Raw genomic sequence first — 24,733 nt, 5'->3', positions numbered from 1 at the left:
AAGTCAGCCGACCTGGTGGAGCCAGCGCACGGGGGCGCCCTCGGCGGCGTGCCTGAAGGGTTCGAGTTCCTCGTCCCACGATTCTCCCAGCGCGAGGGACAGCTCGTGGTAGACCGCGGCCGGGTCGCCGGCTCCGGCCTCGTAGGCGTAGCGGATGCGGTCCTCGGTCACCATGATGTTGCCGTGGACGTCCGTGGTGGCATGGAAGATCCCGAGCTCGGGCGTGTGGGACCAGCGGCCGCCATCGGCTCCGGCGCTCTGCTCCTCGGTGACCTCGTACCGGAGGTGCGCCCAGCCGCGGAGGGCCGAGGCGAGCTGCGCGCCCGTGCCCTGCGGGCCGACCCAGGACAGCTCGGCACGGAGCATTCCGGGCGCGGCAGGCTGCGCCGTCCACTCCATGTCGGTGCGCTTGTCCAGCACCGAGCCGATCGCCCACTCGACATGAGGGCACAACGCAGTAGGGGCTGAGTGCACGTACAAGACACCGCGCGCCATCACAACAGACATTCCATCCTCCATAGCTGTAGGTACGTCTTCCCCAACGACCTTCAACGGATTATGGAATTTGCAGATGAGCGGGAACTTCACGAGACCCACCCGCACGTGAGGTGCGGGCCCGAACTACTGCTTATTGTGCCGGACGGACGTGAATTTCGCCACTGTGTCACCGCAGGCCCCGGGAACGGCTCCTCCGGGACGTGTCCGGGCTGTCGGCCGGGCCGGCACGGGACGGTGCGCTCCGCCTCAGGCCCGCGGGTGCGCCTGCTCGTAGCTGCGCCGCAGGCGGTCGACCGACACATGCGTGTAGAGCTGGGTCGTGGCGAGGCTCGAATGGCCGAGCAGCTCCTGCACCGCCCGGAGATCGGCGCCGCCGTCGAGCAGGTGGGTGGCGGCGGTGTGCCGGAGGGCGTGCGGGCCGCGGGCCGCCGTGTCACCCAGGGCCTCGAGTGCCTCCCTGACCTGGGTCCTGACGGCACGCTGGTCGATGCGCCCGCCGCGACGGCCGAGGAACAGGGCCGGCCCGCTCTTCTCCGTCAGCCATCGCGGGCGTCCGCGCCGGAGCCAGTCGTCGATGGCATGCGCCGCCGGGACACCGTAGGGGACGGTCCGCTCCTTCGACCCCTTGCCCAGGACGAGAAGGGTCCGCCGCTCGGTGTCGATGTCGTCGACGTCGAGACCCACCAGCTCTCCCACCCGCACGCCCGTGCCGTACAGCACCTCGACCATCGCCCGCCGCTGGAGCTCGTGGGGATCCCCCTCCAGCATGCGGTCCTCGAGGTCCTCGAACAGAGCACCGGTCTGGGGCCGGCTGAGGACGGCCGGCAGGGATCTGGTGCGCCTGGGTGATCGGAGGCGCAGTGCCGGGTTTGCCTTCAGCAGTTCCTCCCGCACCGCCCAGTCCATGAAGACCCGCACCGAGGCGGCCCGGCGTGCGATCGTGGCACGGGACAGGCCGGCGGCATCGAGTTCGCCGAGCCATGCCCGGAAGTGGCGGAGTTCCAGCTCGGCCAGGTCGGAGATCCCCGACCGGCCGGCGTGGGCGAAGAAGAGCTGCAGGTCCTTGCGGTACGCGCGCACCGTGTGCGGGGACCGGTTGCGTTCTTGCGTCAGGTACCGCTCGAAGCCCTCCGCGGCAGCATCCAGCGCGTGCCCTTGCGCTGCGCCCTCGTATGTCATCGTCCCTCCGGTAACCAGTATCCACGTCCGTTCCCCTCCCCGCGCAGGCGGCGGTCGGAGGGCTGAGAGCCGGCGGGACCGGTCAGGCCCCGCCCTCGGTCGGAACGGGTACCGGACCCGATTCGAAGTCGAGCAGCGCCGACTTGGTCTCCGGGCCCGCCGCGTAGCCGACGACGGCACCGGTGCTGCTGACCACACGGTGTCCCGGGACGATGATCGACACCGGGTTGACCCTCACGGCCGCCCCGATCGCACGTCCCATCGCAGGGTTGCCCAGGTCGCCCGCGATGTCGCGATAGCTGCGGCGCTGCCCGTGGGGGATGCGGGTGAGGGTGGTCCAGACGGCGAGCTGGAAGGCCGTGCCCTGCAACTCGATCGGCACCTCGAACTCCCGGCGGGAACCGGCGAAGTACTCGCCCAGCTCCGCGGCCGCCTGCCGCAGGAGGGCGATGGTCGGGTCAGGGGTGGCGGGCCCGACCGGGACGGTCGACGCGAGGGCGCCTGATGCCGCGGCGCCGGCGGGCAGGCATGCCCGGCATCCGAGCAGGGCCTGCGGAGGCGCCGGGGTGTGGTCGCCGTGGTACACCCCGACGATCGCCGCGCTACCGGCGACGACGCGGAGTGCTCCCACCGGCGAGGGGATCTGGATGTGCCATCGCCCGTCCCCGGGAAGGTGCCTGCTGCTCTTCATGGAAGTCCTCCTGGTGCTGCCGGCGGATGGTGGGTAGGGGACGAGGTGCCGGATCCCTGCGGTGTCCCGCCTCGAGGGCGATTCAGCCCGACCACCGGCGCCACCCCCCGGGGGCCCGGATGGCGAGGCCTGCGAGTTCGAGGCGCGCGAGGCCGCTGATGACGTCGCGCACGGACAGGCCCGCGACCGATGACAGCTTGTCGACGGTCGTCGCGGCACGTTTCGGTAGTCCGTCCAGGAGCAGCAGGTCCGGGATGGTCAGGCCGTCCTGCTCCCGCGTGGGCGACGCAGCCTCCTTCTCCCGGTCCCCCGGTTCACTGCCGAGCGGACCGGCGAGTTCGGCCACGTCGGCTGCGTCGGTGACGCACACCGCGCTCCCGTCCCTGAGCAGTCGGTGGCACCCGGCGGAGTTGGCGGAATGCACGGACCCCGGTACCGCCCCCACCGCGCGGCCCAGGCCCGCCGCGTGGTGGGCCGTGTTGAGGGCGCCGGACCGCCAGCGGGCCTCCACGACCACCGTCACTGCACCCAGGGCCGCGATCAGCCGGTTCCGCTGCAGGAACCGCCACCTGGTGGGCGAGCTGCCGGGTGGGACCTCGGAGATCAGCAGACCCCTGTCCGCGATGGTCCTCAGCAGGTCCTCGTTGCCCGCGGGGTAGTACCTGTCGACCCCGCAGGCCAGGAGGGCGATGGTCGGTGGGAGCTGCCCGTCCTCCGACGAGGCGAGAGCCGCCCGGTGGGCCCGGGCGTCGATACCGTAGGCTCCACCCGAGATCACCGAGTACCCGCGGGTTGCGAGCCCGGACGCGATCTCGTCCGTGACCGACTCGCCGTACGCGGTGCTGTCCCGCGATCCCACGAGAGCGGCCGTCCGGGCCTGCTCCGGGATGTCCTTCCGTCCCCGTACCCAGAGGCACAGCGGAGCAGCGAGTTGCAGGTCGTCGAGGGCCTCCGGCCACTCCGCGGACTCCGGCGTGAGGAGCCGACCGCCGAGCCGTTCCAGCGTCGCAAGGTCCCGCTCGGGAGCGAGATCGCCGAGACGCGTGGCCCACCGGGACAGCCCGTCGTGCAGGGGGTCCCGGCGTCCGCCGGATGTCCCGAGGGCTTCCTGCAGCATGCGTCTGAGGTGCGAGCCCGCCGTGAGCTCGCGCCGGGCGACGCGCAGCGCGTCCTCGGGGCCGACGAGGGACACCAGAGCCGGTCCGACCGCGTCCGACGGCTCGAACAGCCGCGACAGGGCTGCCCTCGCGACCCGGGCGTCTGCAACACCGGTCATGCCGCACGCTCCTGGATCCGGAAACCCAGGGCCGTGCCGACGTCGTCCGCGTCCGGGCGGTCACGGCCGCCGAGATCCGAGATCGTCCACGCGACGCGGAGGACCCTGTCCCACCCGCGTGCGCTCACGAGGTTCCGGTCGAGGGCCCGGTCGAGCGAAGCGGTGACGGTCCGCGGCAGGGCGAGGTCGCCCCGGAGGACGCGTCCCTGGACCTCGGCGTTCGTGGTGTGGCCCCAGCGGCGCAACCTCTCCCGCTGGGCCGCCCGCGCCTTCGCCACGCGTGCGGCCACGACCGCCGACGCCTCGGCGCTCGACCCTCCCACGTAGTCCGCCAGGCCCACGCGATGCACCGCGAGCTGCAGATCGACGCGATCCAGCAGCGGCCCGGACAGGCGGTTGAAGTACCTCCGCCGCTGCTGGGCCGTGCACAGGCAGTCGATCCCCTTGCCGTTGGCGAGGCCGCAGGGACAGGGGTTGAGCGCGAGGACGAGCTGGAACCGCGCGGGGTAGGAAGCGGTACCGGAGGCACGGTGGAGGACGAGGCGACCGCTCTCCAGCGGCTCCCGCAGCGCCTCGAGGACGCGGCGCTCGTACTCCGGCGCCTCGTCGAGGAACAGGATCCCGCGATGCGCTCTCGACGCGGCGCCGGGTCTCGGGATGCCGCTGCCCCCTCCGATGATGGAGGCGGGGGTCGCCGTGTGGTGGGGACTCTCGAACGGCGGCTTGCGGACCAGCTCTGTGCAGTGCCGCTCGCCGCTCAGGCTGTGGATCGCGGTCACCTCCATCGCCTGGTCGTCCTCGAGATCCGGCAGGATGCCCGGCAGCCGCTCCGCGAGCATGGTCTTTCCCGCGCCGGGGGGCCCGACCATGAGGAGGTGGTGGGACCCCGCCGCGGCGACCTCGAGCGCGAACCTGGCCTCCTGCTGGCCGGCGATGTCGGACAGGTCCTTCAGGGGCTCGGCCCGCACCACGGGGACGCCCGACTCGCCCCGGTCCACGGGGTCGGGCAGCCGGACCTGCGCGGCATCGGCGCCGAAGACGAGGGCCACCTCGGCGAGCGTCCGGAACGATCGGACCTCGGCCGTCGGGACGAGCGCCGCCTCGGCGGCGTTCTCCTCCGCCACGACGATGCTCCGATGCCCGGCGTCCACGGCGGCCATCACGGCCGGCAGGACCCCGCGCACGGGCCGGAGCCGACCGTCCAGCCCCAGCTCCGCCAGGAAGACCGTGGCGCCGCAGCCGCGGACGTCCCCTGCGGCGGACAGGGCCGACATCACGATCGCGAGGTCGAAGGCCGACCCGCGCTTCGGCAGTGAGGCGGGGATGAGGTTCACGGTGATCTTGCGCCGGCTGAGGGGGACGCCCGCGTTCCGGGCCGCAGCGCGGATACGGTCCTTCGCCTCGTTGAGGGACGCATCGGGCAGGCCCAGCAGCACGAACGCCGGCAGGGTCTGGCCGATGTCCGCCTCCACCTCGATGACGTGCCCGTTCATGCCGACGAGGGACACCGCGTAGGTGCGGCCGAGCGCCATCAGATCACCGCCCGGACGTGCTCGATCCGCGGCGCCCCCGAGCCGTCGTCGAGCACACCCACGGCGTCGATGCGGATGCCGCTGAACCTCAGGTCGTGCGCCCGCGCCCACTTCGACGCGAGCAGGTAGAGCCTCTCGAGCTTGCCCGCGGTGATGGCTTCCAGCGGCTGTCCGAAGTCGTCGGAGCTCCGGGTCTTGACCTCGACGATCACGAGCGTGGACCCGTCGACCGCCACGAGGTCGATCTCCCCGGCCGGGCACCGCCAGTTGCGGTCGACGATCGTCAGTCCCGCCTGCTCCAGAAAGCCGGCGGCCGTCGCTTCCCCGCGACGCCCCAGTTGATCCTTGGCCAGCATGGGCCTCACCTCCTCCACCAGACTCGTGGACCCAGCGGCCGGCCGCAGGGCCCGCGGCGGCTATGTGGACAACCTCGAGCCCGGGCGCGGGAGGACGCCGGCGGCATGTCGACCGGCTCCGCGCGGCAGGCGTTCCCGGGCCGGACACGGTCGGAGGGCTGGTTCCTGCTCCGCCTCACCTCGTACCGTAGGAGGGCGGCGTGAGCACGCCGGCACGAGGTGAAGGAGGACACCATGGAGACGAACGAGTTCCCTCCCGACGGGAGCGACGCCGATCTGCTGGAACAGGGAGTTCCCGACGAGGCCGGCGATACGGCCTCCGGTGGGGAGATCGCGGGCGAGGGGACGGGCGGGTCGGAGGCGGACCGCCTCGAACAGGCAGCGGACGTCCCGAGCGACGGCGAGGAGGCCTTCCCCTACGGTGGGACGGACGACGCCAGCCCCACCGCCTGACGGAGGAGCACCGCCGGCGGAACGGCCGGCTACCCGCTCCCGCAGCCCGCGACGGACCGCCGGCCGTCAGTTGCCCAGCGTGCCGTCCTTCGGGAGCGCGATGTCGTCCGACTTCGACAGCTCCTCCACGTTCACGTCCTTAAACGTGATCACGCGGACGTTCTTCACGAATCGCGCCGAACGGTAGACGTCCCAGACCCAGGCGTCCTGCAGTGTCAGGTCGAAGTAGACCTCGCCGTCGGCGGACCGGGCCTGCAGGTCCACGTTGTTCGCCAGGTAGAACCGGCGCTCCGTCTCGACGACGTAGCTGAAGAGCCCGACGACGTCCCGGTACTCGCGGTAGAGCTGCAGCTCCATGTCGGTTTCGTAGTTCTCAAGATCCTCGGCACTCATCAGTTCATCATCCTCCACTTTCGATGTGCGTCGCGTCAGGCCTGTCCGCGCTTCCCAGGCGCCACGTCTTCCGGTGGTACTCGCTCGGTCCGGCGGCGTCGATCGCGGCCCGGTGCACCTCGGTGGCGTACCCCTTGTTCCCGTCCCAGCCGAAGGCCGGATGGCTCGCGGCGAGCGACACCATCAGGGCGTCCCGCTCCACCTTCGCCAGGACGCTCGCGGCGGCGACGCTCAGGCACTTCAGGTCCGCCTTGATCCGCGTGTGCACCGGGGCCGTGCACCCTCCGGGCTCCACGGGGGCCGTACCTCCGTCGCCGGTCCCGAACAGCAGTCCCTGAGACCGGGCGGACAGCCAGTCGTGGTTGCCGTCGAGGATGACCACGTCCGGCGTGACCGTGTCCACGACGGTCTCCCACGCCCGGGACCCGGCGGCGCGCAGCGCGGCCATGAGGCCGAGCTCGTCGATCTCCGCGGCCGATGCGTGTCCCACGGCGCAGGCGACGGACCAGCGGCGGATCCGCGGCACCAGCGCCTCGCGCTGGGCCGGCAGGAGCAGCTTGCTGTCCCGCACGCCGCGGAGGCCGGTCGCGGCGTCGAGGTCGACGACGACGATCCCGACGGACACGGGTCCGGCCAGCGCTCCCCTGCCCACCTCGTCGCAGCCGGCGATGTACCGGTGCCCGTGGGCGGCGAAGGCCCGCTCGACGCCCAGGGTGGGCGCGGTGGAGCGCTTGCGCACCGCGCTCATGATCCTGCAGGCGTGGACGCCGCACCCTGGGGCTCGGGGACGCCGTCGAAGACGTCCGGGTGGTTGCCGAGGAACGCGATGCGGCTGAGGGGCCAGGCGATGACCGCGGCCTTGCCCTCGATGTCGTCGACGTCGACGAAGCCCTTGCCCTCCTTGTCCTGGTTGGCGCGGGAGTCCGCCGAGGCATTCCGGTGGTCCCCCATGACCCACACCTTGCCCTCGGGGACGACGACGTCGAACGGGAGGTCCGAGGGGGTCGCGCCGGGGAAGAGGTAGGGCTCCTCGAGGGGCTCACCGTTGACCGTGAGCAGGCCCTGGGCGTCGCAGCAGATGACGTGGTCGCCCGGGAGTCCGATGACCCGCTTGACGAGGTGCTGCTGCGACTCGTCCGGGGCGAGGCCGATGAAGATCAGCGCCTCCTTCAGCCAGCTGACCTGCGCCTCGGGCTGGGGCGGGAGCCAGCTCTCCGTGTCGCGGAAGACGACGATGTCCCCCCGCTGGAGGTCGAAGGGCTGCGGTACGAGCTGGTTGACGAAGATGCGGTCGTCGATCTCGAGGGTCTCCTCCATCGATCCCGACGGGATGAAGAACGCCCTGAACAGGAAGGTCTTGATGAGGAAGGACAGCACCAGCGCGATCACGACGATCGTGGCGATCTCCTTCAGCCACGCCCCGAAGCCGCGGTCGGCGTCCTTCCTGCCGCGCGGGGAGTCCCCGGACGCCTCACCGGTCGGAGCGCCGCCGTCCGGCTCGAACGCGTGTCCTGCGGGTGCCTCGGGCCCCGTGGGCGACTTCCTGCGGAAGCTCCGTGCCATGTGAATGGTTTCCTCTGTGGTCGTGATACCCGGTGGCCTCCCGCCGGGTGCGGTCCTGCTGGGCGTCCGTACCGCTACGACGCCGTCGCGGGCCGGTCGATCGGGGCGAACCGGTCAAGTGGCCAGACTAGCTGAAAGGCCCGTCCGATGATCCGATCCTCGGCGATGAGCCCTCCGCCCGGCGCGCCGAGCAGCGACCGGGAATCCATGGAGGCCGATCGGTGGTCCCCGAGGAGCCACAGGCGTCCCTCGGGGACCACGACGTCGAACTCGTCCTCGCTCGGAGCGTCCCCCGGATGGACGTAGGGCTCGTCGGTCGGCGACCCGTTGACGCTCAGGCGGCCGTCGGCCGAACAGCAGGTCACGCGGTCGCCGCCGACGCCGATCACGCGCTTGACGTACACGGTGTCGCTGCCGGTGAGACCGAGCCACTGGCCCGCGGCCGCCACGACGCGCTCGGGGACGCTGCGGGGATCCGTGATGGGGTCGAACGAACCGCGACCGTCGAAGACGACGACGTCGCCGCGGCGCACCGTCCCCGGTGTGTCGTCCAGCTTGGTGACGAGCACCCGGTCGCCCTCGACGAGCAGCGGCTCCATGGAGGCCGAGGGGATGAAGTACACGTCGACGAGGAAACCACGGACGAGTCCCGTGATGAGGACTGCGACGACGACGGCGGAGAACACGAAACGCCAGCCCACACGGTGGGGCCGGCGTTCCGGGTGCTCTCCGGCCGGTGACCGGGAAGCGGGGGTGGACTGCACCAGAGGGGTTACTTGACCGTCTTGGGGTCGCGCTTCTCCTTGATCTTGGCTGCCTTGCCGCGCAGTTCGCGCATGTAGTACAGCTTCGCGCGGCGGACATCGCCCTTGGAGACCACTTCGATCCGGTCGAGGACCGGGCTGTGGACGGGGAACGTACGCTCCACGCCGACACCGAAGCTCACCTTGCGGACCGTGAAGGTCTCGCGGATGCCGTCGCCCTGGCGGCCGACGACGAAGCCCTTGAAGATCTGAACACGGGTGTTCTTGCCTTCGATGATGTTGACGTGGACGTTGACGGTGTCGCCGGCGCGGAAGTCGGGGACGTTGTCGCGGAAGGATCCGGCGTCGACGGAGTCGAGGATATGCATGCTGATTCTCCTGGTGAACGCCACAGGTCACTCACGTTGGTCACGGCGGTCGAGGACAGGACCGATGGCCCGGGCAACGCCGCCGAAATAGGTTTCCCGGCCGATCCGGAGAATCGGTGGCCGGGGTGTGCGAACTGTTGGCCGGACTCCCCCTGTGGCAGGATCCGGCCCAGTGGACACGATCTCCTATTGTTCCACAGCGACGCGGCGATCCGCTAATGCGCCGTCCGCGTCAGCCTGCCGTCGACGACGTCGAACCCCGCCTCGTGCAGCGCCTTGAGGTCGGCCTTCGTCAGGGCCGTGGTGTCCACGGCCGCGAGCAGGTCCGGCCTCCGGTCCGCCGTGCGGTGGAACTGCTCCAGACGCCGCCATTGCGCGATCCTCGCGTGGTTGCCGCTGAGCAGCACCTCGGGGACGTCCCGGTCCCGCCACGACGACGGCTTGGTGTACACCGGGTATTCGAGCAGGCCGTCGGCGTGGGACTCCTCGACGAGCGACTCCGGGTTGCCGACGACGCCGGGGATGAGCCTGCCCACGGCCTCGACCATGGCGAGGACCGCCACTTCCCCACCGTTGAGCACGTAGTCGCCGAGGGAGACGGGCCGGACGTCGAACCCGGTACGCGCCCAGTCGATCGCGCGCTCGTCGATGCCTTCGTACCGGCCGCAGGCGAAGACGAGGTGGTCCAGGTCCGCGAACTCGTGGGCCATGGCCTGGTCGAAGACCGCCCCGGCGGGCGACGGGACGACGAGCGTGGGCCGTCGCGGTGCCGGGGGCGCCTCGGCCAGCACGGCTTCGAGTGCCTGGGCCCACGGCTCGGCCTTCATCACCATGCCCGCCCCGCCGCCGTAGGGGGTGTCGTCCACCGTCCGGTGCCGGTCGGTGGTGAAGGAGCGGAGGTCGTGGACGCGCACGTCGAGGACGCCGTCCTGCCGTGCCTTGCCGATCAGCGACAGGTCGAGTGCGGCGAGGTACTCCGGGAAGATGGAGACGACGTCGACGCGCACTAGTCGCGGGCCTCGCCGGGGACGACGTCGTCGCCGTCGTCGGGTGCCTGGTTGGAGCCGGGGGTGTTGAGGTCGAACAGTCCGGCCGGGGGCACGATGGCCACGAAGCCCCCCTCCGGGTCGACCTCCGGCACGATCTCGCCCACGAACGGCACGAGCGCCTCGTGCCCGTCGGCGAGCTCGACCACCAGGAGGTCCTGGACCGCCATCGTCCGCAGTCCCGTCACCTTGCCCACGCTCACGCCGTCCACGCGGGCGTCGAGACCCACGAGCTCGTGCTCGTACCAGGCGTCGTCCTCGTCGTGGGCCTCGTCCGTGTCGATGAACAGCTGGGCGCCGCGCAGCGTCTCTGCCTGGTTGCGATCGGCGATCTGCTCGAACCCGACGATCAGGATGTCCTTGTTCCACCGTGCCCGCACCACGGTCAGCTCGGTGACCGTCGCATCCTCCACGCGGAAGGTCTCGCCGGCCACGAACCTGTCCTCGGGGGCGTCCGTGAAGAGCTGGACGGTCACCTCGCCCCGGATGCCGTGGGGCTTGCCGATCCGCGCTACGAGTACATCCATGGTGGTGCTCCTGCTGTTCTGTCGGTGGTGCTACAGGTGGTACATGAGATCGGCCCCACCACCATGTCCTGGTGATGGGGCCGATCGGGGTCGTGCCTGGCTCTGGAAGGGGTCAGCCCCGGCGGCGGTCGGTGTCGACGACGTCGACGCGCACCGGCTCGCCATTCGCGAGGGCGGCCACCACGGTGCGCAGCGCGCGGGCGGTGCGCCCCTGGCGGCCGATCACGCGGCCGAGGTCCTCCTGGTGCACGCGCACCTCCAGCGTCTCGCCGCGGCGGTTGTTCTTCGCGGAGACCCGGACATCGTCCGGATTGTCGACGATGCCGCGTACGAGGTGCTCCAGAGCTTCGGCCAGCAACCTACTCCGCCTCGGTCGCTTCCGGAGCGGCGTCGTCGTTCTTCTTCGCCTTCGGCGTGATCGCCTCGGGGACGATGACGGAACCCTTCTCGGGCACCACGAACGACTCCTTGGGCGCCTTGGTCCTCAGGGTGCCTTCCTGGCCCTTGAGTCCCTTGAACTTCTGCCAGTCACCCGTGATCTTCAGCAGGACGGAGACCTGCTCGGTCGGCTGCGCGCCGACTCCGAGCCAGTACTGGGCGCGCTCGGAGTCGATCTCGATGAACGAGGGCTCCTCGGTGGGGTTGTACTTGCCGATCTCTTCGAGGGCACGGCCATCACGCTTGGAGCGTGCATCCATGACGACGACACGGTAGAACGGTGCGCGGATCTTGCCCATGCGCTTGAGGCGAATCTTTACGGCCACTTGTGTGGTCACTCCTTGTAAATGAAAAGGGGCGAACCCGTCGTCCTGCTCCCGTGGGGCGGGCCATTCGGAGGGTTCAGAGGACACAATTCGCGCACAGAGAGAGGGGCTGTACGGATCGAGTACGACTCCATTGTGCCAGATGGCCGTACTTTAGGCGATTCCGCCGGAGACCTGCTCGACGGCGACCCTCAGGCGGTTCCGCCAGGGGTCCTCGAAGCGCAGTTCGGCTCCCGTGTGGTGGCTCTCGACGCCGGCGGAGGCGAGGCGATCCGCGAGGGCGCCGACCTCGTCGGCGGACGGTACGCGGATGAGGACCTCGCCGAGGCCCAGGGTGTCCTTCCGCGGTCCGGCGCCCCTGCTGTTCCAGACGTTCATGGCCATGTGGTGGTGGTACCCGCCGGCCGAGACGAAGAGGGCCTGGTCGTGCCAGCCCGCGGTGCGCTCGAATCCGAGCACGTCGACGTAGAAGCGCCGGGCCGTGTCCACGTCGCCCACCTGCAGGTGCACGTGTCCCACCGTCGCGCTCCTCGACGCGGCGGAGGACGCCGCAGCCTCGGTCAGGTGCCGTCCGACGTACTCGCGCGGCGGCAGGGGCAGGCTGTCCATCACCACCTCACGGTGGCCGCGTCCGTCCTCCGTCCAGGCCCAGGTCTCGCGGGGCCGGTCGAAGTACAGCTCGATGCCGTTGCTCTCCGGGTCGCTGAAGTAGAACGCCTCGCTGACCAGGTGGTCCGCACTGCCCACGTAGGCGCTCAGGGGGTGCCGGGCGGCCGATGCGACGGCAGCGGCGAGATCCGCACGATCGGGGAAGAGGAGGGCGGTGTGGAAGAGGCCCGCCTCACCGCGGGATGGGAGGCGGAGATGGCCTGCTTCCTCCAGGCGGACCACCGCACTCCCCCGCCGTCCGAGGACGACTGCGCACGCACCGTCGTCGAGCACCTCGAGACCGAGGGCCGTGGCGTAGTAGGTGGACATGAGCGCCAGGTCGCCGACCTTCAGCATCAGCGGCCCCATGGCGGTATCAGCGGGTAGGAGATCCTGCGCGGTCATCTTGCTCCTCGGAGTGCGTTGGTGGGACATCCGGCACAACTTGTTGAAGCTTCAACTTATTCCCGTGGGGCCGGACCCGCCGCGCCTGTTCAGACGCGGGGGAACGCCGCCCCGGGGATAGGCACCCGGCGCGGCGGTCCGACGAAGAGCGCGCGGGCGGTCAGGCCGCGACGTCGAGGCGGGCTGCCGCCAGGAACGCGCGGATCAGCGCCGCGCCCTCGGCGGTGTCGTGCGGCCGGTGACCGCCAGGCGCGATGCGGTGGACGGCACCAGTACCCGCCAGGTACTCGGCGACCTCCTCGTAGAGCGGCTCCCACCCACCCGTGAGGACGAGCGTGGGCACGCCGGGCACGATCGACAGCGGTGCCTCCCAGGGCGGGCTCTGGAGCCGCAGCCGGGCGGCGTCCCGGCGCGCGTCGTCGGTGGCGGGCACTCGCGCCTCGGCGTCGGACGCGCGGCGGACGAACGCCTGCAGGAAATCGTCGTCGGACATGCCGGCGCGCTCCGCGAACAGGGGGGCCATCACGCCGATGTGCGCCGCGGTCGCCGGGAGGTCCGACGTCAGGGACAGGCACGCGGGCTCGATCAGCGTGAGCGTGCGCACGAGGTCGGGACGCTCGACGGCGAGCATCATGGCGGAGACGGCTCCCTGGGAGTGGGCGACGAGGTGCCCCCCTCGCCCGAGGGCCCCGGCGAGGATGGCCTGGTCGCGACCGTGGTCCGTCGGGAGCGGCTCGTCCGAGGCGGAGAAGCCGTGCCGGCGCACGTAGAGGCAGTCGTAGTCCAGGGACAGCCCGTGCTGGCGGGGCCAAGCGGCGGCACCGTAGGACCCGCTGCCGTGGACGAACACCGCGCGCTCGAGCGTCATCGTCCGCTGCCCGCGGTCCCGCAGGTCCCGGCCGTCATGCTGAGCACCGGGACGCTACTTGCCGAGGAACTTGTCGAAGCCCTTGGGGAGGTTCATCGCCGAAGGATCGAAGTCCGCCTGGCCGCCGAAGGCGGCACCGGGCGCTGCCGTGCGGGCCGCCGCGCGACGCGCCTCGGCCTCCTGCAGCTCCTGCGCTGCCTTCGCCGGGTTGCCCGAGCGGGGCTTCTTCTTGCCCTTCGCCGCGACGGCCTTCTTGCGGGGACCGCCGAACCCCCCGGGCCCGGCCATGCCGGGCATCCCCGGGATGCCGCCGCCCGAGGCCATCTTCCGCATCATCTTCTGGGCCTGGCCGAACCGTTCGAGCAGGCCGTTGACCTCGGAGACGTGCACGCCGGAACCGCGGGCGATCCTCGCGCGGCGGGATCCGTTGATGATCTTCGGCGCCAGGCGCTCGTGCGGGGTCATCGAGCGGACAATGGCCTCGACGCGGTCGATCTCCCGCTCGTCGAAGTTCTCCAGCTGCTCGCGCATGTTGGCGGCGCCCGGCATCATCATGAGCATCTTCTTCATAGAGCCCATGTTGCGGATCTGCTGCATCTGGGCGAGGAAGTCGTCGAGAGTGAAGTCCTCCTGGTCGGCGAACTTCTTCGCCATCCGGGCTGCCTCGTCCTTGTCCCAGGACTGCTCGGCCTGCTCGATCAGGGTGAGGATGTCGCCCATGTCGAGGATGCGCGAGGCCATCCGGTCGGGGTGGAACAGCTCGAAGTCGTTCAGCCCCTCACCCGTGGAGGCGAACATGACCGGCTTTCCCGTCACGGACGCGACCGAGAGGGCCGCGCCGCCGCGGGCGTCGCCGTCGAGCTTGGTGAGGACGACGCCGGTGAAGTCGACGCCCTCGTTGAAGGCGAGTGCGGTGTTGACGGCGTCCTGGCCGATCATCGCGTCGATGACGAACAGCACCTCGTCCGGGTCGATCGCGGCGCGGATATCCGCGGCCTGCTGCATCAGTTCGGCGTCGACGCCGAGGCGGCCGGCGGTGTCGACGATGACGACGTCGTGGAGGCGGGCGCGCGCCTCGGCGACACCCTGGCGGGCGACGGCGACCGGATCGCCGGTCGCGGACTCGAACTCCGAGCTGACGCCGGGGTGCGGGGCGTACACGGGCACACCCGCGCGTTCGCCGTTGACCTGGAGCTGCCGGACCGCGTTCGGGCGCTGGAGGTCGCAGGCGACGAGCAGCGGGCTGTGGCCCTGGCCCTTGAGCCACTTGGACAGCTTGCCGGCGAGCGTGGTCTTGCCCGCGCCCTGCAGGCCCGCGAGCATGATCACGGTCGGCGGGTTCTTCGCGAGCCTCAGGCGGCGCGTCTCGCCGCCGAGGATCGCGACGAGTTCCTCGTTGACGATCTTGACGACCTGCTGCCCCGGGTTCAGGGCCTGGGAGACCTCGAGGCCGAGGGCGCGTTCCTTGACCGCGGCCGTGAACGCGCGCACCACGGGGACCGCGACGTCGGCGTCGAGCAGGGCGCGCCTGATCTCGCGGACGGTCGCGTCGATGTCCGCCTCGGTGAGGCGGCCCTTGCCGCGGAGGTTCTTGAAGGTCGCGGTCAGCCGGTCGGAGAGTGTATTGAACACGTGCCGTGCACTTCTTTCATCGGGAAGTAGAGAGACTCAACTCCCTAGGGTAGCAACTGGGGGTGCGGGAAGGACGACCACGGGCGCTCCCGCCGGGCATCCGGGACGACCCCGGGCGCACCCGTGCCCGCATCGCCGGGGCGGGACACCCGCGGGGATAAGTGGCAAGGTGAAGAGGTGGATACTTCCTCTCTCGCAGAACACGACACCATTCCCGCCGAGGCCGAGACGCGCGTGAGGACGCTGCTGATCCTGGGAGCCTCGGGTGACCTGACCGGCCGGCTCCTGCTGCCGGGACTCGCACGGCTGATCCGCCTCGGCCGGGCCGACGGCCTGCAGCTCGTCGGAGCCGGATCCGACGACTGGACCGACGAACAGTGGCGTGAGCGCGTGGACGGGGCCTTCGCCGCCGCGCGGGAGAAGGCGGACGACCGCGGTCGCGCGGCGCTCGAGCAGGTGCGCGACGCCAGTGCCTACCATGTCATCGACGTCACGCAGGACGGCCTCGCCGCGCTCGTCGCGACGCTCGAGGGTCCGGTCGCGATCTACTTCGCGCTGCCGCCCGCCGTGAGCCAGCTGACCTGCAGCGCCCTCGGCCCGGACTCCCTGCCGAAGAGCACGCGCCTCGTGATGGAGAAGCCGTTCGGCACGGACCAGGCCAGCGCGCACCGCCTCAACGCCAAGCTCTCCAAGCTGGTCCCCGAGCAGAACATCCACCGGGTGGACCATTTCCTCGGCAAGGCGACGGTCTTCAACATCCTCGGCCTGCGGTTCGCCAACCGCATCCTGGAGCCGGTGTGGAACAACCTCCACATCGAGAAGGTGGAGGTCATCTTCGACGAGGACCTCGCGCTCGAGAACCGGGCACGCTACTACGACGGCGCGGGCGCCCTCCGCGACATGATCCAGAGCCACCTGCTCCACGTCATGGCGCTGCTGGCCCTCAATGCGCCGTCGACCCTGCACGAGCGGGACCTGCGGGACCACATCGGGTCCATCCTCCGGGCGAGCTCCGTGGACCTCGACGCCCCGGGCAGCAGCCGGCGCGCGCGGTACACGGCGGGCACGATCGGCGAGCGGCAGATCGTCGACTACACCGCCGAGCCCGGCGTCGACGGTGCGAAGGGCACGGAGACGCTCGCCGAGGTCACGGTGTCGATCAACAACGAGCGCTGGTCCGGCGTCCCGTTCGTCCTCCGCTCGGGCAAGGCGCTCGGCGCCAAGCGCAAGGAGGCCGTCATCACGTTCCGGCCCGTCAGCCACCTCCCCGTCGGGTTCACCGGCCAGGACGCGCCGACGAAGCTGCGCATCGGGTTCGGCCCGGACACCCTGCAGCTCGAACTGGACGTGAACGGGCCCGGGGACATCTTCGCGCTGGACCGGGCCACCCTCAGCGCCGACCTCAACGAGTCGGATCTGCTGCCCTACGGCGAGGTGCTCGACGGTGTCCTCGCGGGCGATCCGACCCTGTCCGTCCGCGGTGACACCGCCGAGGACTGCTGGCGGATCGTGGAACCCGTCCTCGCGGCCTGGTCGCAGGACCGGGTCCCCCTCGAGGAGTACGTGGCAGGGTCGGCGGGCCCCGAGGCGTGGCCGTCCTCGCACGGCAGGGCCTGACCGGCCGCCGCACGACGGAAGGGCCGCCGGGTGGCGGCCCTTCCGTGCTGCTGGGGTGTCCCGGTGCGCCGTGCTGTCCGGACCCTAGCCGTGCTGTCCGGACCCTACAGGGCTGCTTCCCCGCGCTCCCCGGTGCGGACGCGGACGGCCTCCTCGACCGGGATGACCCAGACCTTGCCGTCGCCGGCGCGGCCGGTGTTGGCGGTGGACACCAGGACATCGACGATGTCGGTGACCCAGGCATCCGCGACGAGCACCTCGACGCGTGCCTTCTGCAGGAGGTCCACGGTGTACTCTGCGCCCCGGTAGACCTCGGTGTGGCCGCGCTGGCGGCCGTAGCCGCTGGCCTGGCTGACGGTGAGGCCCTGGACGCCGTAGTTCTCCAGGGCTCCCCGGACGCCGTCGAGCTTGTCGGGTCGAACGATCGCTGTCACCAGTTTCATGAATGTATGCCCTCCGTGACGTTCTGCTGGGTGGTCTGTGGCTGTGCGGACTTCTGCTGCCCGAACATCTGGTCGGCGAAGGGGTGGAACGATCCCCCGACCCCGAGCCCGCCGAACTCGTAGGCGGTCTCGGCGTGCTCCGAGAGGTCGACGCCGGACACCTCGTTGTCGGAGCTGATGCGGAAGCCGATGGTCTTGTGGATGGCGAGGCCGATGATCGCGGTCATGACCGCGGACAGGGCGATCGCGATGGCTGCCGCCACGACCTGCGCGACGAGCTGGCCCGGGCCGGCGCCGTAGAACAGTCCGCCGCCCTCGCCCTCGACGGGCATCATGATGAACCCGAGCGACAGCGTGCCGATGATCCCGGCGACCAGGTGGACGGCGACGACGTCGAGCGAGTCGTCGAAGCCGAGACGGTACTTGATGCCGACGGCGAGGGCGCAGAGCGCTCCCGAGACGAGACCCAGGCCGACGGCGCCCACGGGGCTGACGTTGGCGCAGGCCGGGGTGATGGCCACGAGGCCGGCGACGATGCCCGAGGCGGCGCCGAGCGACGTCGGCCGTCCGTCACGGATGCGTTCCGTCACCAGCCAGCCGACCATCGCGGCAGCGGGTGCCGCCATGGTGTTGATCCAGATGAGGCCGGCCTCCTCGGCCGATCCGGCCGCGCCGCCGTTGAACCCGAACCACCCGAACCACAGGAGGGCGGCTCCGAGCATGACGAACGGGATGTTGTGCGGCCGCTGTGCGGGGTCCTTGCCGAAGCCCTGGCGCTTGCCGAGGATCAGGGCGAGGACGAGCGCTGCGACGCCGGCGCTGATGTGCACGACGGTGCCTCCGGCGAAGTCGATGGCCTCACCGACGGCCCCGCCCACCGCGCCGTCCGCGCTCAGGAGCCCGCCGCCCCACACCATGAAGGCGAGCGGGCAGTACACGGCGGTGACCCAGATGGGGACGAAGAGCGTCCAGGCGCCGAACTTGGCGCGGTCGGCGATCGCGCCGCTGATCAGCGCCACGGTGATGATCGCGAAGGTGGCGCCGTAGCCGGCCCCGATGAGGTCCTCGGTGCCAATGAGGTTCGTCAGGCCGAAGGAGGTGAACGGGTTGCCGAAGAGCTGTGCGACGCCGTCGCCGCCCGTCATGGAGTAGCCCCAGAGGACCCAGACGATCCCTACGAGGCCGACGGCGATGAAGCTCATCATCATCATGTTGAGGGCGGCCTTGGCGCGGGTCATACCGCCGTAGAAGAAGGCTAGGCCGGGGGTCATGAGTAGTACGAGGGCGGCTGAGATCATCACCCAGACGTGACCTGCTGTCAGATCCATCGAACGCGGTCCTTCCGAAGTGGGCGGGAACTTCCCGCTCATCCAGAATGCGTTGCACGTATTTCCGGCTGCTGGGTGTCGCGTTGCGCGCAGGTTACAGAACTCTCACCGGCGTAAAAGGCGCGTGACGTCGATGTTTCGGGCAGGTTTCGCCACCCGGGAGCCCGTCGGGCCTAGTTGAGCAGGGCGTCCACGAAACCCTCGGCGTCGAACGGGGCGAGGTCGTCCGCACCCTCGCCGAGGCCGATCAGCTTCACCGGCACCCCGAGGCTGCGCTGGATGGCCACGACGATGCCGCCCTTCGCCGTGCCGTCCAGCTTGGTCAGCACGATCCCGGTGATGTTCACGACCTCGGCGAACACACGGGCCTGCGAGAGTCCGTTCTGCCCGGTCGTCGCATCCAGCACCAGGAGGACCTCGTCCACCGTGCCCTGCTTCTCGATGACGCGCTTGACCTTGCCGAGCTCGTCCATGAGCCCCACCTTGTTCTGCAGGCGTCCCGCGGTGTCGATGAGGACGACGTCGACCTCCTGCTCGATGCCGGCCTTGACGGCTTCGAAGGCGACGGACGCGGGATCCGCACCGTCGACGTCGGACTTCACCGTCGGTACGCCGACGCGGGCACCCCAGGTGGCCAGCTGCTCGGCGGCGGCAGCACGGAACGTGTCCGCCGCACCCAGGATGACGTCCTTGTCGTCGGCCACCAGCACGCGGGCGAGCTTGCCGACCGTCGTCGTCTTGCCGACCCCGTTGACGCCGACCACCATGACGATCGCCGGACGGTCGGCGTGGCGGTGCGTCGCCAGGGAACGGTCCATCGACGGGTCGACCAGCTTGACGAGTTCCTCCCGCAGCATGTCCTTGACCTCGGCGGGGTTCCGGCTGCCCGCCACCTTCACGCGCTCGCGCAGGGCGTCGACGAGTTCCAGGGTCGGCTCCGTGCCCAGGTCCGCCAGGAGGAGGGTCTCCTCCACCTCGTCCCAGACGTCCTCGTCGATCCTGTCCCGCGACAGCAGGGCGAGCAGCCCCTTGCCGAGGGCGTTGTTGGACCGCACCAGGCGGGCGCGGAGGCGTGCGAGCCTGCCCTGCACGGGGTCGACCGTGTCCAGCAGCGGCAGGGCGGGCGCTTCGTCGAGGCCGCTGAGGTCGTCCGGGACGAGCACGGTGGTGGGGAGGCCGTCGGGACGCTCCAGGACGTCGGTGGACGTCGCACCGTGGGCACCGCCCGTCACCCGGTCATCGGGATCCCTCGGCGAGGAGTACAGCCCGGGCGGCGTGCGGCGGCCGCGGACGAGGAGGGCGGCGACCGACCCGAGCACGGCGAGCGCGAGGATGACGAAGATGACAGGCAGGAGGATGTCGTTCACCGATCCACCTTCTCATACGGGCCGATTGAGCATCTCGCCCGCCGGGTGACAGAATTCGGGGACCATGGCCGGACTTCCTCGCGCGCGCATCCCCTTCTCCAGGACACCTTCGGGCCGGGCGGAGCGCGAGCGCATCCCCCGTGAGATCAGGGTGCTGATCGCGGCGGCGTTCGTGATCGCCATCGGGTTCGGCCTGGTGGCCCCGATCCTCCCGCAGTTCGCCCGCAGCTTCGACGTGGGGGTGACGGCGGCCTCGGTGATCGTCAGTGCGTTCGCGCTCACCCGCCTGCTGTTCGCCCCGGCGGGCGGATGGCTCGTGGAGAAGCTCGGCGAGCGCCCCGTCTACATCATCGGCCTGCTGATCGTCGCGCTCTCCACAGCGGCCTGCGCGTTCGCCGGCGACTACTGGCAGCTCCTCGTCTTCCGGGGTCTCGGCGGGATCGGGTCCACGATGTTCACGGTGTCGGCCATGGGGCTGATCGTGCGGCTCGCGCCGCCGTCGATCCGGGGCCGCGTCTCGGGTGCGTATGCCACGGCGTTCCTGCTCGGCAGTATCGGCGGGCCCATCCTCGGCGGGCTGCTCGCCGGGCTGGGGCTGCGCGTCCCGTTCCTCGTCTACGCGGGGGCTCTCCTGGTCGCGTCCGCCGTCGTCTTCTTCCAGCTCAAGAACACCTCGCTCGCGGACCGGCAGGCGGCCCGCGAGTCCGCTCCCCTGACCGTCCGCGAGGCGGTGAAGGACTCCGCGTACCGTGCGGCACTCGTGTCGAGCTTCGCCAACGGCTGGTCCTCCTTCGGCATCCGCATGGCCCTCGTGCCGCTCTTCGCCACCGCGGTGCTGGGCGCCGGCCCGCAGATCGCCGGCATCTCGCTGGCGTTCTTCGCGGCCGGGACGGCGCTCGCGCTGACGGTCTCGGGGCGTCTCGCCGACACCGTCGGCAGGAGACCCCTCGTGATCACGGGCCTCCTGGTCAACGGAGCGGCGATGGCCGCGCTCGGCTTCTCGGGGGACGTCGCCGTGTTCCTCGCCGTCTGCGTCGTCGGCGGCGTGGGGACCGGGCTGCTGAACCCGGCGCAGCAGGCCGCCGTCGCGGACGTCATCGGCAACGGACGCAGCGGCGGGAAGGTCCTGGCGGGCTTCCAGATGAGCTCCGACCTGGGTGCGATCTTCGGTCCCCTCGTGGCCGGGGTCATCATCGACCGGCTCTTCGTGGGTTCCTACGACCTGGCCTTCGTGGTGACGGGTGCCCTCGCGGTCGCCGCCGCCGCCGTGTGGATCGGCTCGCGGGAGACCCTGCCCGCCCAGGCCCGCTCCACCGCACCCTAGCGGCCGGCCGGCTCCGCCCCGGCCGTCAGCCGCTGGCTGATCACGGTGGACACGCCGTCGCCGCGCATCGTGACGCCGTACAGGGCGTCGGCGACCTCCATGGTGCGTTTCTGGTGGGTGATGATGATGAGCTGGCTCGACTCGCGGAGTTCCCGGAAGATCGTGATGAGCCGGCCCAGGTTCGTGTCGTCGAGGGCGGCCTCGACCTCGTCCATCACGTAGAACGGCGAGGGCCGCGCCTTGAAGATCGCGACGAGGAGGGCGACGGCCGTCAGCGACCGCTCCCCGCCCGAGAGCAGCGACAGGCGCTTGATCTTCTTGCCCGCGGGCCGCGCCTCGACCTCGATCCCGGTGGTGAGCATGTCCGAGGGATCGGTCAGGACGAGCCTGCCCTCGCCGCCGGGGAAGAGGGTCGCGAAGACGCGCTCGAACTGCTCGGCGGTGTCGCGGTACGCGGCGGTGAAGACCTGTTCCACGCGCTCGTCCACGTCCCGGATGATGTCCAGGAGGTCCTTCCGCGTGGCCTTGAGGTCGGCGAGCTGCGTACTGAGGAACTGGTGCCGCTCCTCGAGGGCCGCGAACTCCTCGAGCGCCAGCGGGTTCACCCTCCCGAGGGCCGCGAGGTCGCGTTCGGCCCTCCTCAGCCTCTTCTCCTGCTGCTCGCGCACGAACGGGACCCCGTGGGGCACGGGATTGCCGTCGTCGTCGACGGGCGCCCTCAGGGCGGCCCACTTGTCCCGCGGGGCCGAGTCGTCGGGCACGGGGAGGTGCGGGCCGAACTCGTCGACGAGGTGGTCCGGCGTCAGGCCGAGTTCCTCGATGGAGCGGTTCTCCAGGGCTTCGATCCGGGCCCGCTGCCGGTCACGGGCGAGTTCGTCCCGGTGCACGGAATCGGTCAGCCGCGCGAGTTCGACGGCGAGGTCCGCGGTCGACCGTCGCACCTCCAGCAGCTCCCTGTCCTGTTCGTCGCGTCGGCGCTCGGCGGCATCGCGGTGCTCGGCGGCTGCGGCGACCGAGACGGCCGCAGCCCGTTCGGCCCGGCGCGCCGCCCCGGCGACGGCCGCCGCCTTCCGGGCCTGCGCCGCCCGGATCCTCGCCTTCTCGGCGGCCTGCTCCCGTGCGCGGCGCTCGGACCGGGCGGCACGCTCGAGGGATGCCGCCCGGTTCGCCAGCGCGGAGAGCTGTTCCTCCCTGCTGCGGAGCGCCAGCCGCGCCTCGAGCTCGGCCTGCCGCGCGTCGGCGGCGGCACGCTGCAGATCGTCCCGCTGTGCGGTGGACGGCTCTGCCTCGACCGGCTGGGCCTGCAGGTCCTTCAGGCGCAGGGCGGCCTCCTGCAGCTTCGACTCCTCCTGCACGAGGTTCGCCTCGGCGGCGCGCACCAGGGCGGCGAGGCGCTCGGCCTCGCCGGAGGCCGAGCGGAGGCCCGCGTTCAGCCGGCCCAGTCTCTCGGCGACGGCCGCCATCCGGGCGTCGGACTCGTGCAGGCGTTCGAGCGCCGCCTCCGCACGCTGCCGGGCGGCCTGCAGGCGCGCATCGGCTGCCGACAGCCGGAACCGGAGGCGCTCGGTCGCGGCGACGGCGGCGGCGAGGTCCTCCTCGGTCTCCTCGGCTGCGGCACGCAGCTCGAGGAAGCCCGCCGCACCGGGCGTCCCCCCGCGGACGGCGTGCCGGGACACGACATCACCCTCCCGCGTGACGGCCGTCCCCGCGCTCCCGCCCTCCACCATGGCGGCGGCCTGGCCGAGATCCCGGACGACGACAACGCCGGCCAGGAGGTCCTCGACGGCGGCGCGCAGGGCGGGCGGCACCGACACCACGGAGAGGGCGGCGACCGGCCCGCCGTCGTGTGCTCCCGGCACGTGCGGCACCTGCGGCTCCGGCGCGGCCGGGCGGTCGGCCTCCCGCACGCCGGGGGCGACGACGAGCGACACCTGGCCGGCGTCGTCCTGCTTGACGAGCTCCAGCGCCCGCACCGCCGCGGGGACGCTCGGGACGGTCACGGCATCGGCGGAGTGCGCCAGCGCAGCGGCGACCGCCTTCTCGAACCCGGGCACCACCTGGAGGAGCCGCGCGAGGGGGACCACGCCGTCGAGCCCTGCCGCGAGGAGCGCGCCCGAGCCGTCGCGCTGCTGGAGGCCCTCGCGTTGCGCCTCGAGGCGGGCGGCGAGGGCTCCACGGGCGCGGTCCGCTCCGCGCTCCTCCTCGGCGAGCGCGGCGCGTTCCCCGGTGACGGCTTCGAGGGCCGCGGAGGCGGCCTCGTACTCGGCGTCGAGTCCCTCCTCCCCCTCCTCGGCTCCTGCCACCTGGCCCTCGAGGGCCGCGAAGTCGCGCTCGGCGGTGCGGCGTCGCTCCTCGGCCGCGGTGATCGACGCGCGGAGGCGCCCGAGTTCGGCGGCGGCCGACTCCACACGGGATCGCGCGGCTCCCACGGTGCCCGCCAGCCGCGCGTCGCCCTCGCGCCGGTCCGCGGCGGCCCGCAGCAGGCGCGCGAGCCGGGCGTCCTCGGCCGCCGATGCCTCTTCCGCGGCATGGCGGACGGCGAGGGTCTCCTCGAGGGCGTGCGCGAGCGACACGACCTCGTCCTGCAGTCCTTCGACCTCGGTGCGCACGCGCACGGCCTGCCGGTCGAGGTGGTCGGGGTCGCGCCCCTGGTCCTGTGCGGGGTCGCCCTGGCCGAGGAGGTGCCCCCGGTCCTCGGCACGGGCGGCGAGCGCGGCGAGCTTCTCCCGGGCACTGGACAGCGAGTACCAGGTCTCCCGCGCCCTGTTGAGGGCGGGGACGGACGCCGCTGCTTCCTGCTCGAGGTGCGCCTGGCGTCCCTGGGCCGCGCCGAGCTCCGCCTCGACCTCGTCGCGGCGCGCCTGCAGCGCGGCCTCGGCGGCGGCGTCCCGGTCGAAGCCGGCCCGCAGGGTGACGAGTTCGTCGGCGAGCAGCCGGGACCGCGCGTCCCGGACGGCGAACTGCACCTGCTGCGCACGGCGTGCCACCTCCGCCTGCTTCCCGAGGGGCGTCAGCTGGCGCCGCAGCTCGGCCGTGAGGTCGGACAGCCGCGCCAGGTTCGCCTGCATCGCGTCGAGCTTCCGGACGGTCTTCTCCCGGCGCCGCCGGTGCTTCAAGATCCCGGCGGCCTCCTCGATGAACCCCCGGCGGTCCTCCGGCGTGGCGTGCAGCACCTTGTCGAGCTGGCCCTGGCCCACGATGACGTGCATCTCCCGCCCCAGGCCGGAGTCGGAGAGCAGCTCCTGGATGTCGAGGAGCCTGCAGCTCCTGCCGTTGATCGCGTACTCCGAGCCGCCCGCCCTGAACAGCGTGCGACTGATGGTGACCTCGGTGTACTCGATCGGGAGGGCCCCGTCGCTGTTGTCGATGGTGAGGGACACGTGGGCCCGGCCGAGCGCGGCCCTGCCCGAGGGACCGGACGTGCCGGCGAAGATCACGTCCTCCATCCTGCCGCCGCGGAGTGTCTTGGCGCCCTGCTCGCCCATCACCCAGGCGAGCGCGTCCACCACGTTCGACTTCCCGGAGCCGTTCGGTCCCACCACGGCGGTGACGCCGGGCTCGAAGTCGAAGGTGGTCGCCGAGGCGAAAGACTTGAACCCTCGCACGGTTAGACTCTTCAGATGCACGGTGTCAGGATCTCCAGGTGGTGTAGGACCTCCCTAATCTACTGGAACCCACCGACGTCGCCGGG

General features: G+C 71.4%; 25 protein-coding genes. 3 read left to right on the top strand and 22 right to left on the bottom strand.

Annotation, left to right across the window (positions count from 1 at the left end; all coding sequences use genetic code 11):
* Nucleotides 1-3 precede the first annotated feature (3 nt).
* From ACX80K_RS01020 to ACX80K_RS00995, 6 genes are all read right to left on the bottom strand, one after another.
* Nucleotides 4-507, bottom strand: a complete 504-nt coding sequence (locus tag ACX80K_RS01020) for a DUF3145 domain-containing protein (protein ID WP_104178861.1) — start codon at nucleotides 505-507, stop codon at nucleotides 4-6.
* Nucleotides 508-744: 237 nt separating this feature from the next.
* The gene (locus tag ACX80K_RS01015) at nucleotides 745-1,677 is read right to left on the bottom strand and encodes a tyrosine recombinase XerC (RefSeq protein ID WP_459270024.1); all 933 of its coding nucleotides are present in this window, start codon (nucleotides 1,675-1,677) and stop codon (nucleotides 745-747) included.
* Between the two features lie 82 nt (nucleotides 1,678-1,759).
* The gene (locus tag ACX80K_RS01010) at nucleotides 1,760-2,368 is read right to left on the bottom strand and encodes a methylated-DNA--[protein]-cysteine S-methyltransferase (protein WP_459270023.1); all 609 of its coding nucleotides are present in this window, start codon (nucleotides 2,366-2,368) and stop codon (nucleotides 1,760-1,762) included.
* Between the two features lie 82 nt (nucleotides 2,369-2,450).
* Complete coding sequence (gene dprA / locus ACX80K_RS01005; protein WP_459270022.1) at nucleotides 2,451-3,644, bottom strand: DNA-processing protein DprA; 1,194 nt, start codon at nucleotides 3,642-3,644, stop codon at nucleotides 2,451-2,453.
* Complete coding sequence (locus ACX80K_RS01000) at nucleotides 3,641-5,176, bottom strand: YifB family Mg chelatase-like AAA ATPase (RefSeq protein WP_459270021.1); 1,536 nt, start codon at nucleotides 5,174-5,176, stop codon at nucleotides 3,641-3,643. Before ACX80K_RS01000 ends, dprA begins: the two co-directional genes overlap by 4 nt.
* Nucleotides 5,176-5,532: a YraN family protein gene (locus ACX80K_RS00995; RefSeq protein WP_459270020.1), complete on the bottom strand. Its 357-nt coding sequence runs from the start codon at nucleotides 5,530-5,532 to the stop codon at nucleotides 5,176-5,178. Before ACX80K_RS00995 ends, ACX80K_RS01000 begins: the two co-directional genes overlap by 1 nt.
* Nucleotides 5,533-5,766: 234 nt before the next feature.
* Here ACX80K_RS00995 and ACX80K_RS00990 point away from each other — a divergent pair, with 234 nt between their 5' ends.
* Nucleotides 5,767-5,985: a hypothetical protein gene (locus tag ACX80K_RS00990; protein WP_459270019.1), complete on the top strand. Its 219-nt coding sequence runs from the start codon at nucleotides 5,767-5,769 to the stop codon at nucleotides 5,983-5,985.
* 66 nt (nucleotides 5,986-6,051) lie between these two features.
* Here ACX80K_RS00990 and ACX80K_RS00985 read toward each other — a convergent pair whose 3' ends face one another.
* The 12 genes from ACX80K_RS00985 to ffh form a co-directional block, all read right to left on the bottom strand.
* On the bottom strand, nucleotides 6,052-6,378 hold the full coding sequence (locus ACX80K_RS00985) for a DUF2469 domain-containing protein (RefSeq protein ID WP_104050546.1): 327 nt from the start codon (nucleotides 6,376-6,378) through the stop codon (nucleotides 6,052-6,054).
* 7 nt (nucleotides 6,379-6,385) lie between these two features.
* Nucleotides 6,386-7,126: a ribonuclease HII gene (locus ACX80K_RS00980; protein ID WP_459270018.1), complete on the bottom strand. Its 741-nt coding sequence runs from the start codon at nucleotides 7,124-7,126 to the stop codon at nucleotides 6,386-6,388.
* Nucleotides 7,123-7,941, bottom strand: a complete 819-nt coding sequence (gene lepB, locus ACX80K_RS00975) for a signal peptidase I (RefSeq protein WP_459270017.1) — start codon at nucleotides 7,939-7,941, stop codon at nucleotides 7,123-7,125. Before lepB (ACX80K_RS00975) ends, ACX80K_RS00980 begins: the two co-directional genes overlap by 4 nt.
* A gap of 74 nt (nucleotides 7,942-8,015) precedes the next feature.
* Nucleotides 8,016-8,705 (bottom strand): signal peptidase I, encoded by a 690-nt coding sequence (gene lepB / locus ACX80K_RS00970; protein ID WP_459270016.1) that lies wholly within the window; start codon nucleotides 8,703-8,705, stop codon nucleotides 8,016-8,018.
* Between the two features lie 8 nt (nucleotides 8,706-8,713).
* Nucleotides 8,714-9,073, bottom strand: coding sequence for a 50S ribosomal protein L19 (gene rplS / locus ACX80K_RS00965; protein ID WP_104166690.1), 360 nt, complete (start codon nucleotides 9,071-9,073; stop codon nucleotides 8,714-8,716).
* Between the two features lie 215 nt (nucleotides 9,074-9,288).
* Nucleotides 9,289-10,080 carry a tRNA (guanosine(37)-N1)-methyltransferase TrmD gene (gene trmD, locus ACX80K_RS00960; protein WP_459270015.1) on the bottom strand — a complete coding sequence of 264 codons (792 nt, stop codon included), beginning with the start codon at nucleotides 10,078-10,080 and terminating at the stop codon, nucleotides 9,289-9,291.
* A complete protein-coding gene (rimM, locus tag ACX80K_RS00955) occupies nucleotides 10,080-10,646 on the bottom strand; it encodes a ribosome maturation factor RimM (RefSeq protein WP_459270014.1) in 567 nt (188 codons plus the stop codon). The genes trmD and rimM overlap by 1 nt, the downstream gene beginning before the upstream one ends.
* A 112-nt stretch (nucleotides 10,647-10,758) precedes the next feature.
* On the bottom strand, nucleotides 10,759-11,004 hold the full coding sequence (locus ACX80K_RS00950) for an RNA-binding protein (protein ID WP_104050540.1): 246 nt from the start codon (nucleotides 11,002-11,004) through the stop codon (nucleotides 10,759-10,761).
* Nucleotide 11,005: 1 nt separating this feature from the next.
* Nucleotides 11,006-11,410 carry a 30S ribosomal protein S16 gene (gene rpsP / locus ACX80K_RS00945; RefSeq protein WP_459270013.1) on the bottom strand — a complete coding sequence of 135 codons (405 nt, stop codon included), beginning with the start codon at nucleotides 11,408-11,410 and terminating at the stop codon, nucleotides 11,006-11,008.
* A gap of 153 nt (nucleotides 11,411-11,563) precedes the next feature.
* Complete coding sequence (locus ACX80K_RS00940) at nucleotides 11,564-12,463, bottom strand: VOC family protein (protein ID WP_459270012.1); 900 nt, start codon at nucleotides 12,461-12,463, stop codon at nucleotides 11,564-11,566.
* Nucleotides 12,464-12,623: 160 nt separating this feature from the next.
* Complete coding sequence (locus ACX80K_RS00935) at nucleotides 12,624-13,331, bottom strand: alpha/beta fold hydrolase (protein WP_459270011.1); 708 nt, start codon at nucleotides 13,329-13,331, stop codon at nucleotides 12,624-12,626.
* Between the two features lie 54 nt (nucleotides 13,332-13,385).
* Nucleotides 13,386-14,963, bottom strand: coding sequence for a signal recognition particle protein (gene ffh / locus ACX80K_RS00930; RefSeq protein ID WP_459270010.1), 1,578 nt, complete (start codon nucleotides 14,961-14,963; stop codon nucleotides 13,386-13,388).
* Nucleotides 14,964-15,140: 177 nt separating this feature from the next.
* On the opposite strand from ffh, the gene ACX80K_RS00925 reads away from it, so the two are divergent.
* Nucleotides 15,141-16,580 carry a glucose-6-phosphate dehydrogenase gene (locus ACX80K_RS00925; RefSeq protein ID WP_459270009.1) on the top strand — a complete coding sequence of 480 codons (1,440 nt, stop codon included), beginning with the start codon at nucleotides 15,141-15,143 and terminating at the stop codon, nucleotides 16,578-16,580.
* A gap of 104 nt (nucleotides 16,581-16,684) precedes the next feature.
* Here the strand turns inward: ACX80K_RS00925 and ACX80K_RS00920 are convergent, their stop codons facing one another.
* From ACX80K_RS00920 to ftsY, 3 genes are all read right to left on the bottom strand, one after another.
* Nucleotides 16,685-17,023 carry a P-II family nitrogen regulator gene (locus ACX80K_RS00920; RefSeq protein WP_043445797.1) on the bottom strand — a complete coding sequence of 113 codons (339 nt, stop codon included), beginning with the start codon at nucleotides 17,021-17,023 and terminating at the stop codon, nucleotides 16,685-16,687.
* On the bottom strand, nucleotides 17,020-18,351 hold the full coding sequence (locus ACX80K_RS00915; protein ID WP_459270008.1) for an ammonium transporter: 1,332 nt from the start codon (nucleotides 18,349-18,351) through the stop codon (nucleotides 17,020-17,022). The genes ACX80K_RS00920 and ACX80K_RS00915 overlap by 4 nt, the downstream gene beginning before the upstream one ends.
* Before the next feature lie 173 nt (nucleotides 18,352-18,524).
* Nucleotides 18,525-19,718, bottom strand: a complete 1,194-nt coding sequence (gene ftsY / locus ACX80K_RS00910; RefSeq protein ID WP_459270007.1) for a signal recognition particle-docking protein FtsY — start codon at nucleotides 19,716-19,718, stop codon at nucleotides 18,525-18,527.
* A 64-nt stretch (nucleotides 19,719-19,782) separates the two neighbouring features.
* On the opposite strand from ftsY, the gene ACX80K_RS00905 reads away from it, so the two are divergent.
* On the top strand, nucleotides 19,783-21,042 hold the full coding sequence (locus tag ACX80K_RS00905; protein WP_459270006.1) for an MFS transporter: 1,260 nt from the start codon (nucleotides 19,783-19,785) through the stop codon (nucleotides 21,040-21,042).
* Here the strand turns inward: ACX80K_RS00905 and smc are convergent.
* Complete coding sequence (smc, locus tag ACX80K_RS00900; protein WP_459270005.1) at nucleotides 21,039-24,668, bottom strand: chromosome segregation protein SMC; 3,630 nt, start codon at nucleotides 24,666-24,668, stop codon at nucleotides 21,039-21,041. The two genes, ACX80K_RS00905 and smc, sit on opposite strands and share 4 nt — an antisense overlap.
* Nucleotides 24,669-24,733 lie beyond the last annotated feature (65 nt).

The organism is Arthrobacter sorbitolis (genome assembly GCF_054510995.1).
The sequence above is the reverse complement of the archived record's forward strand: the minus strand, read 5'-3'. Positions and strand labels throughout refer to the sequence as shown.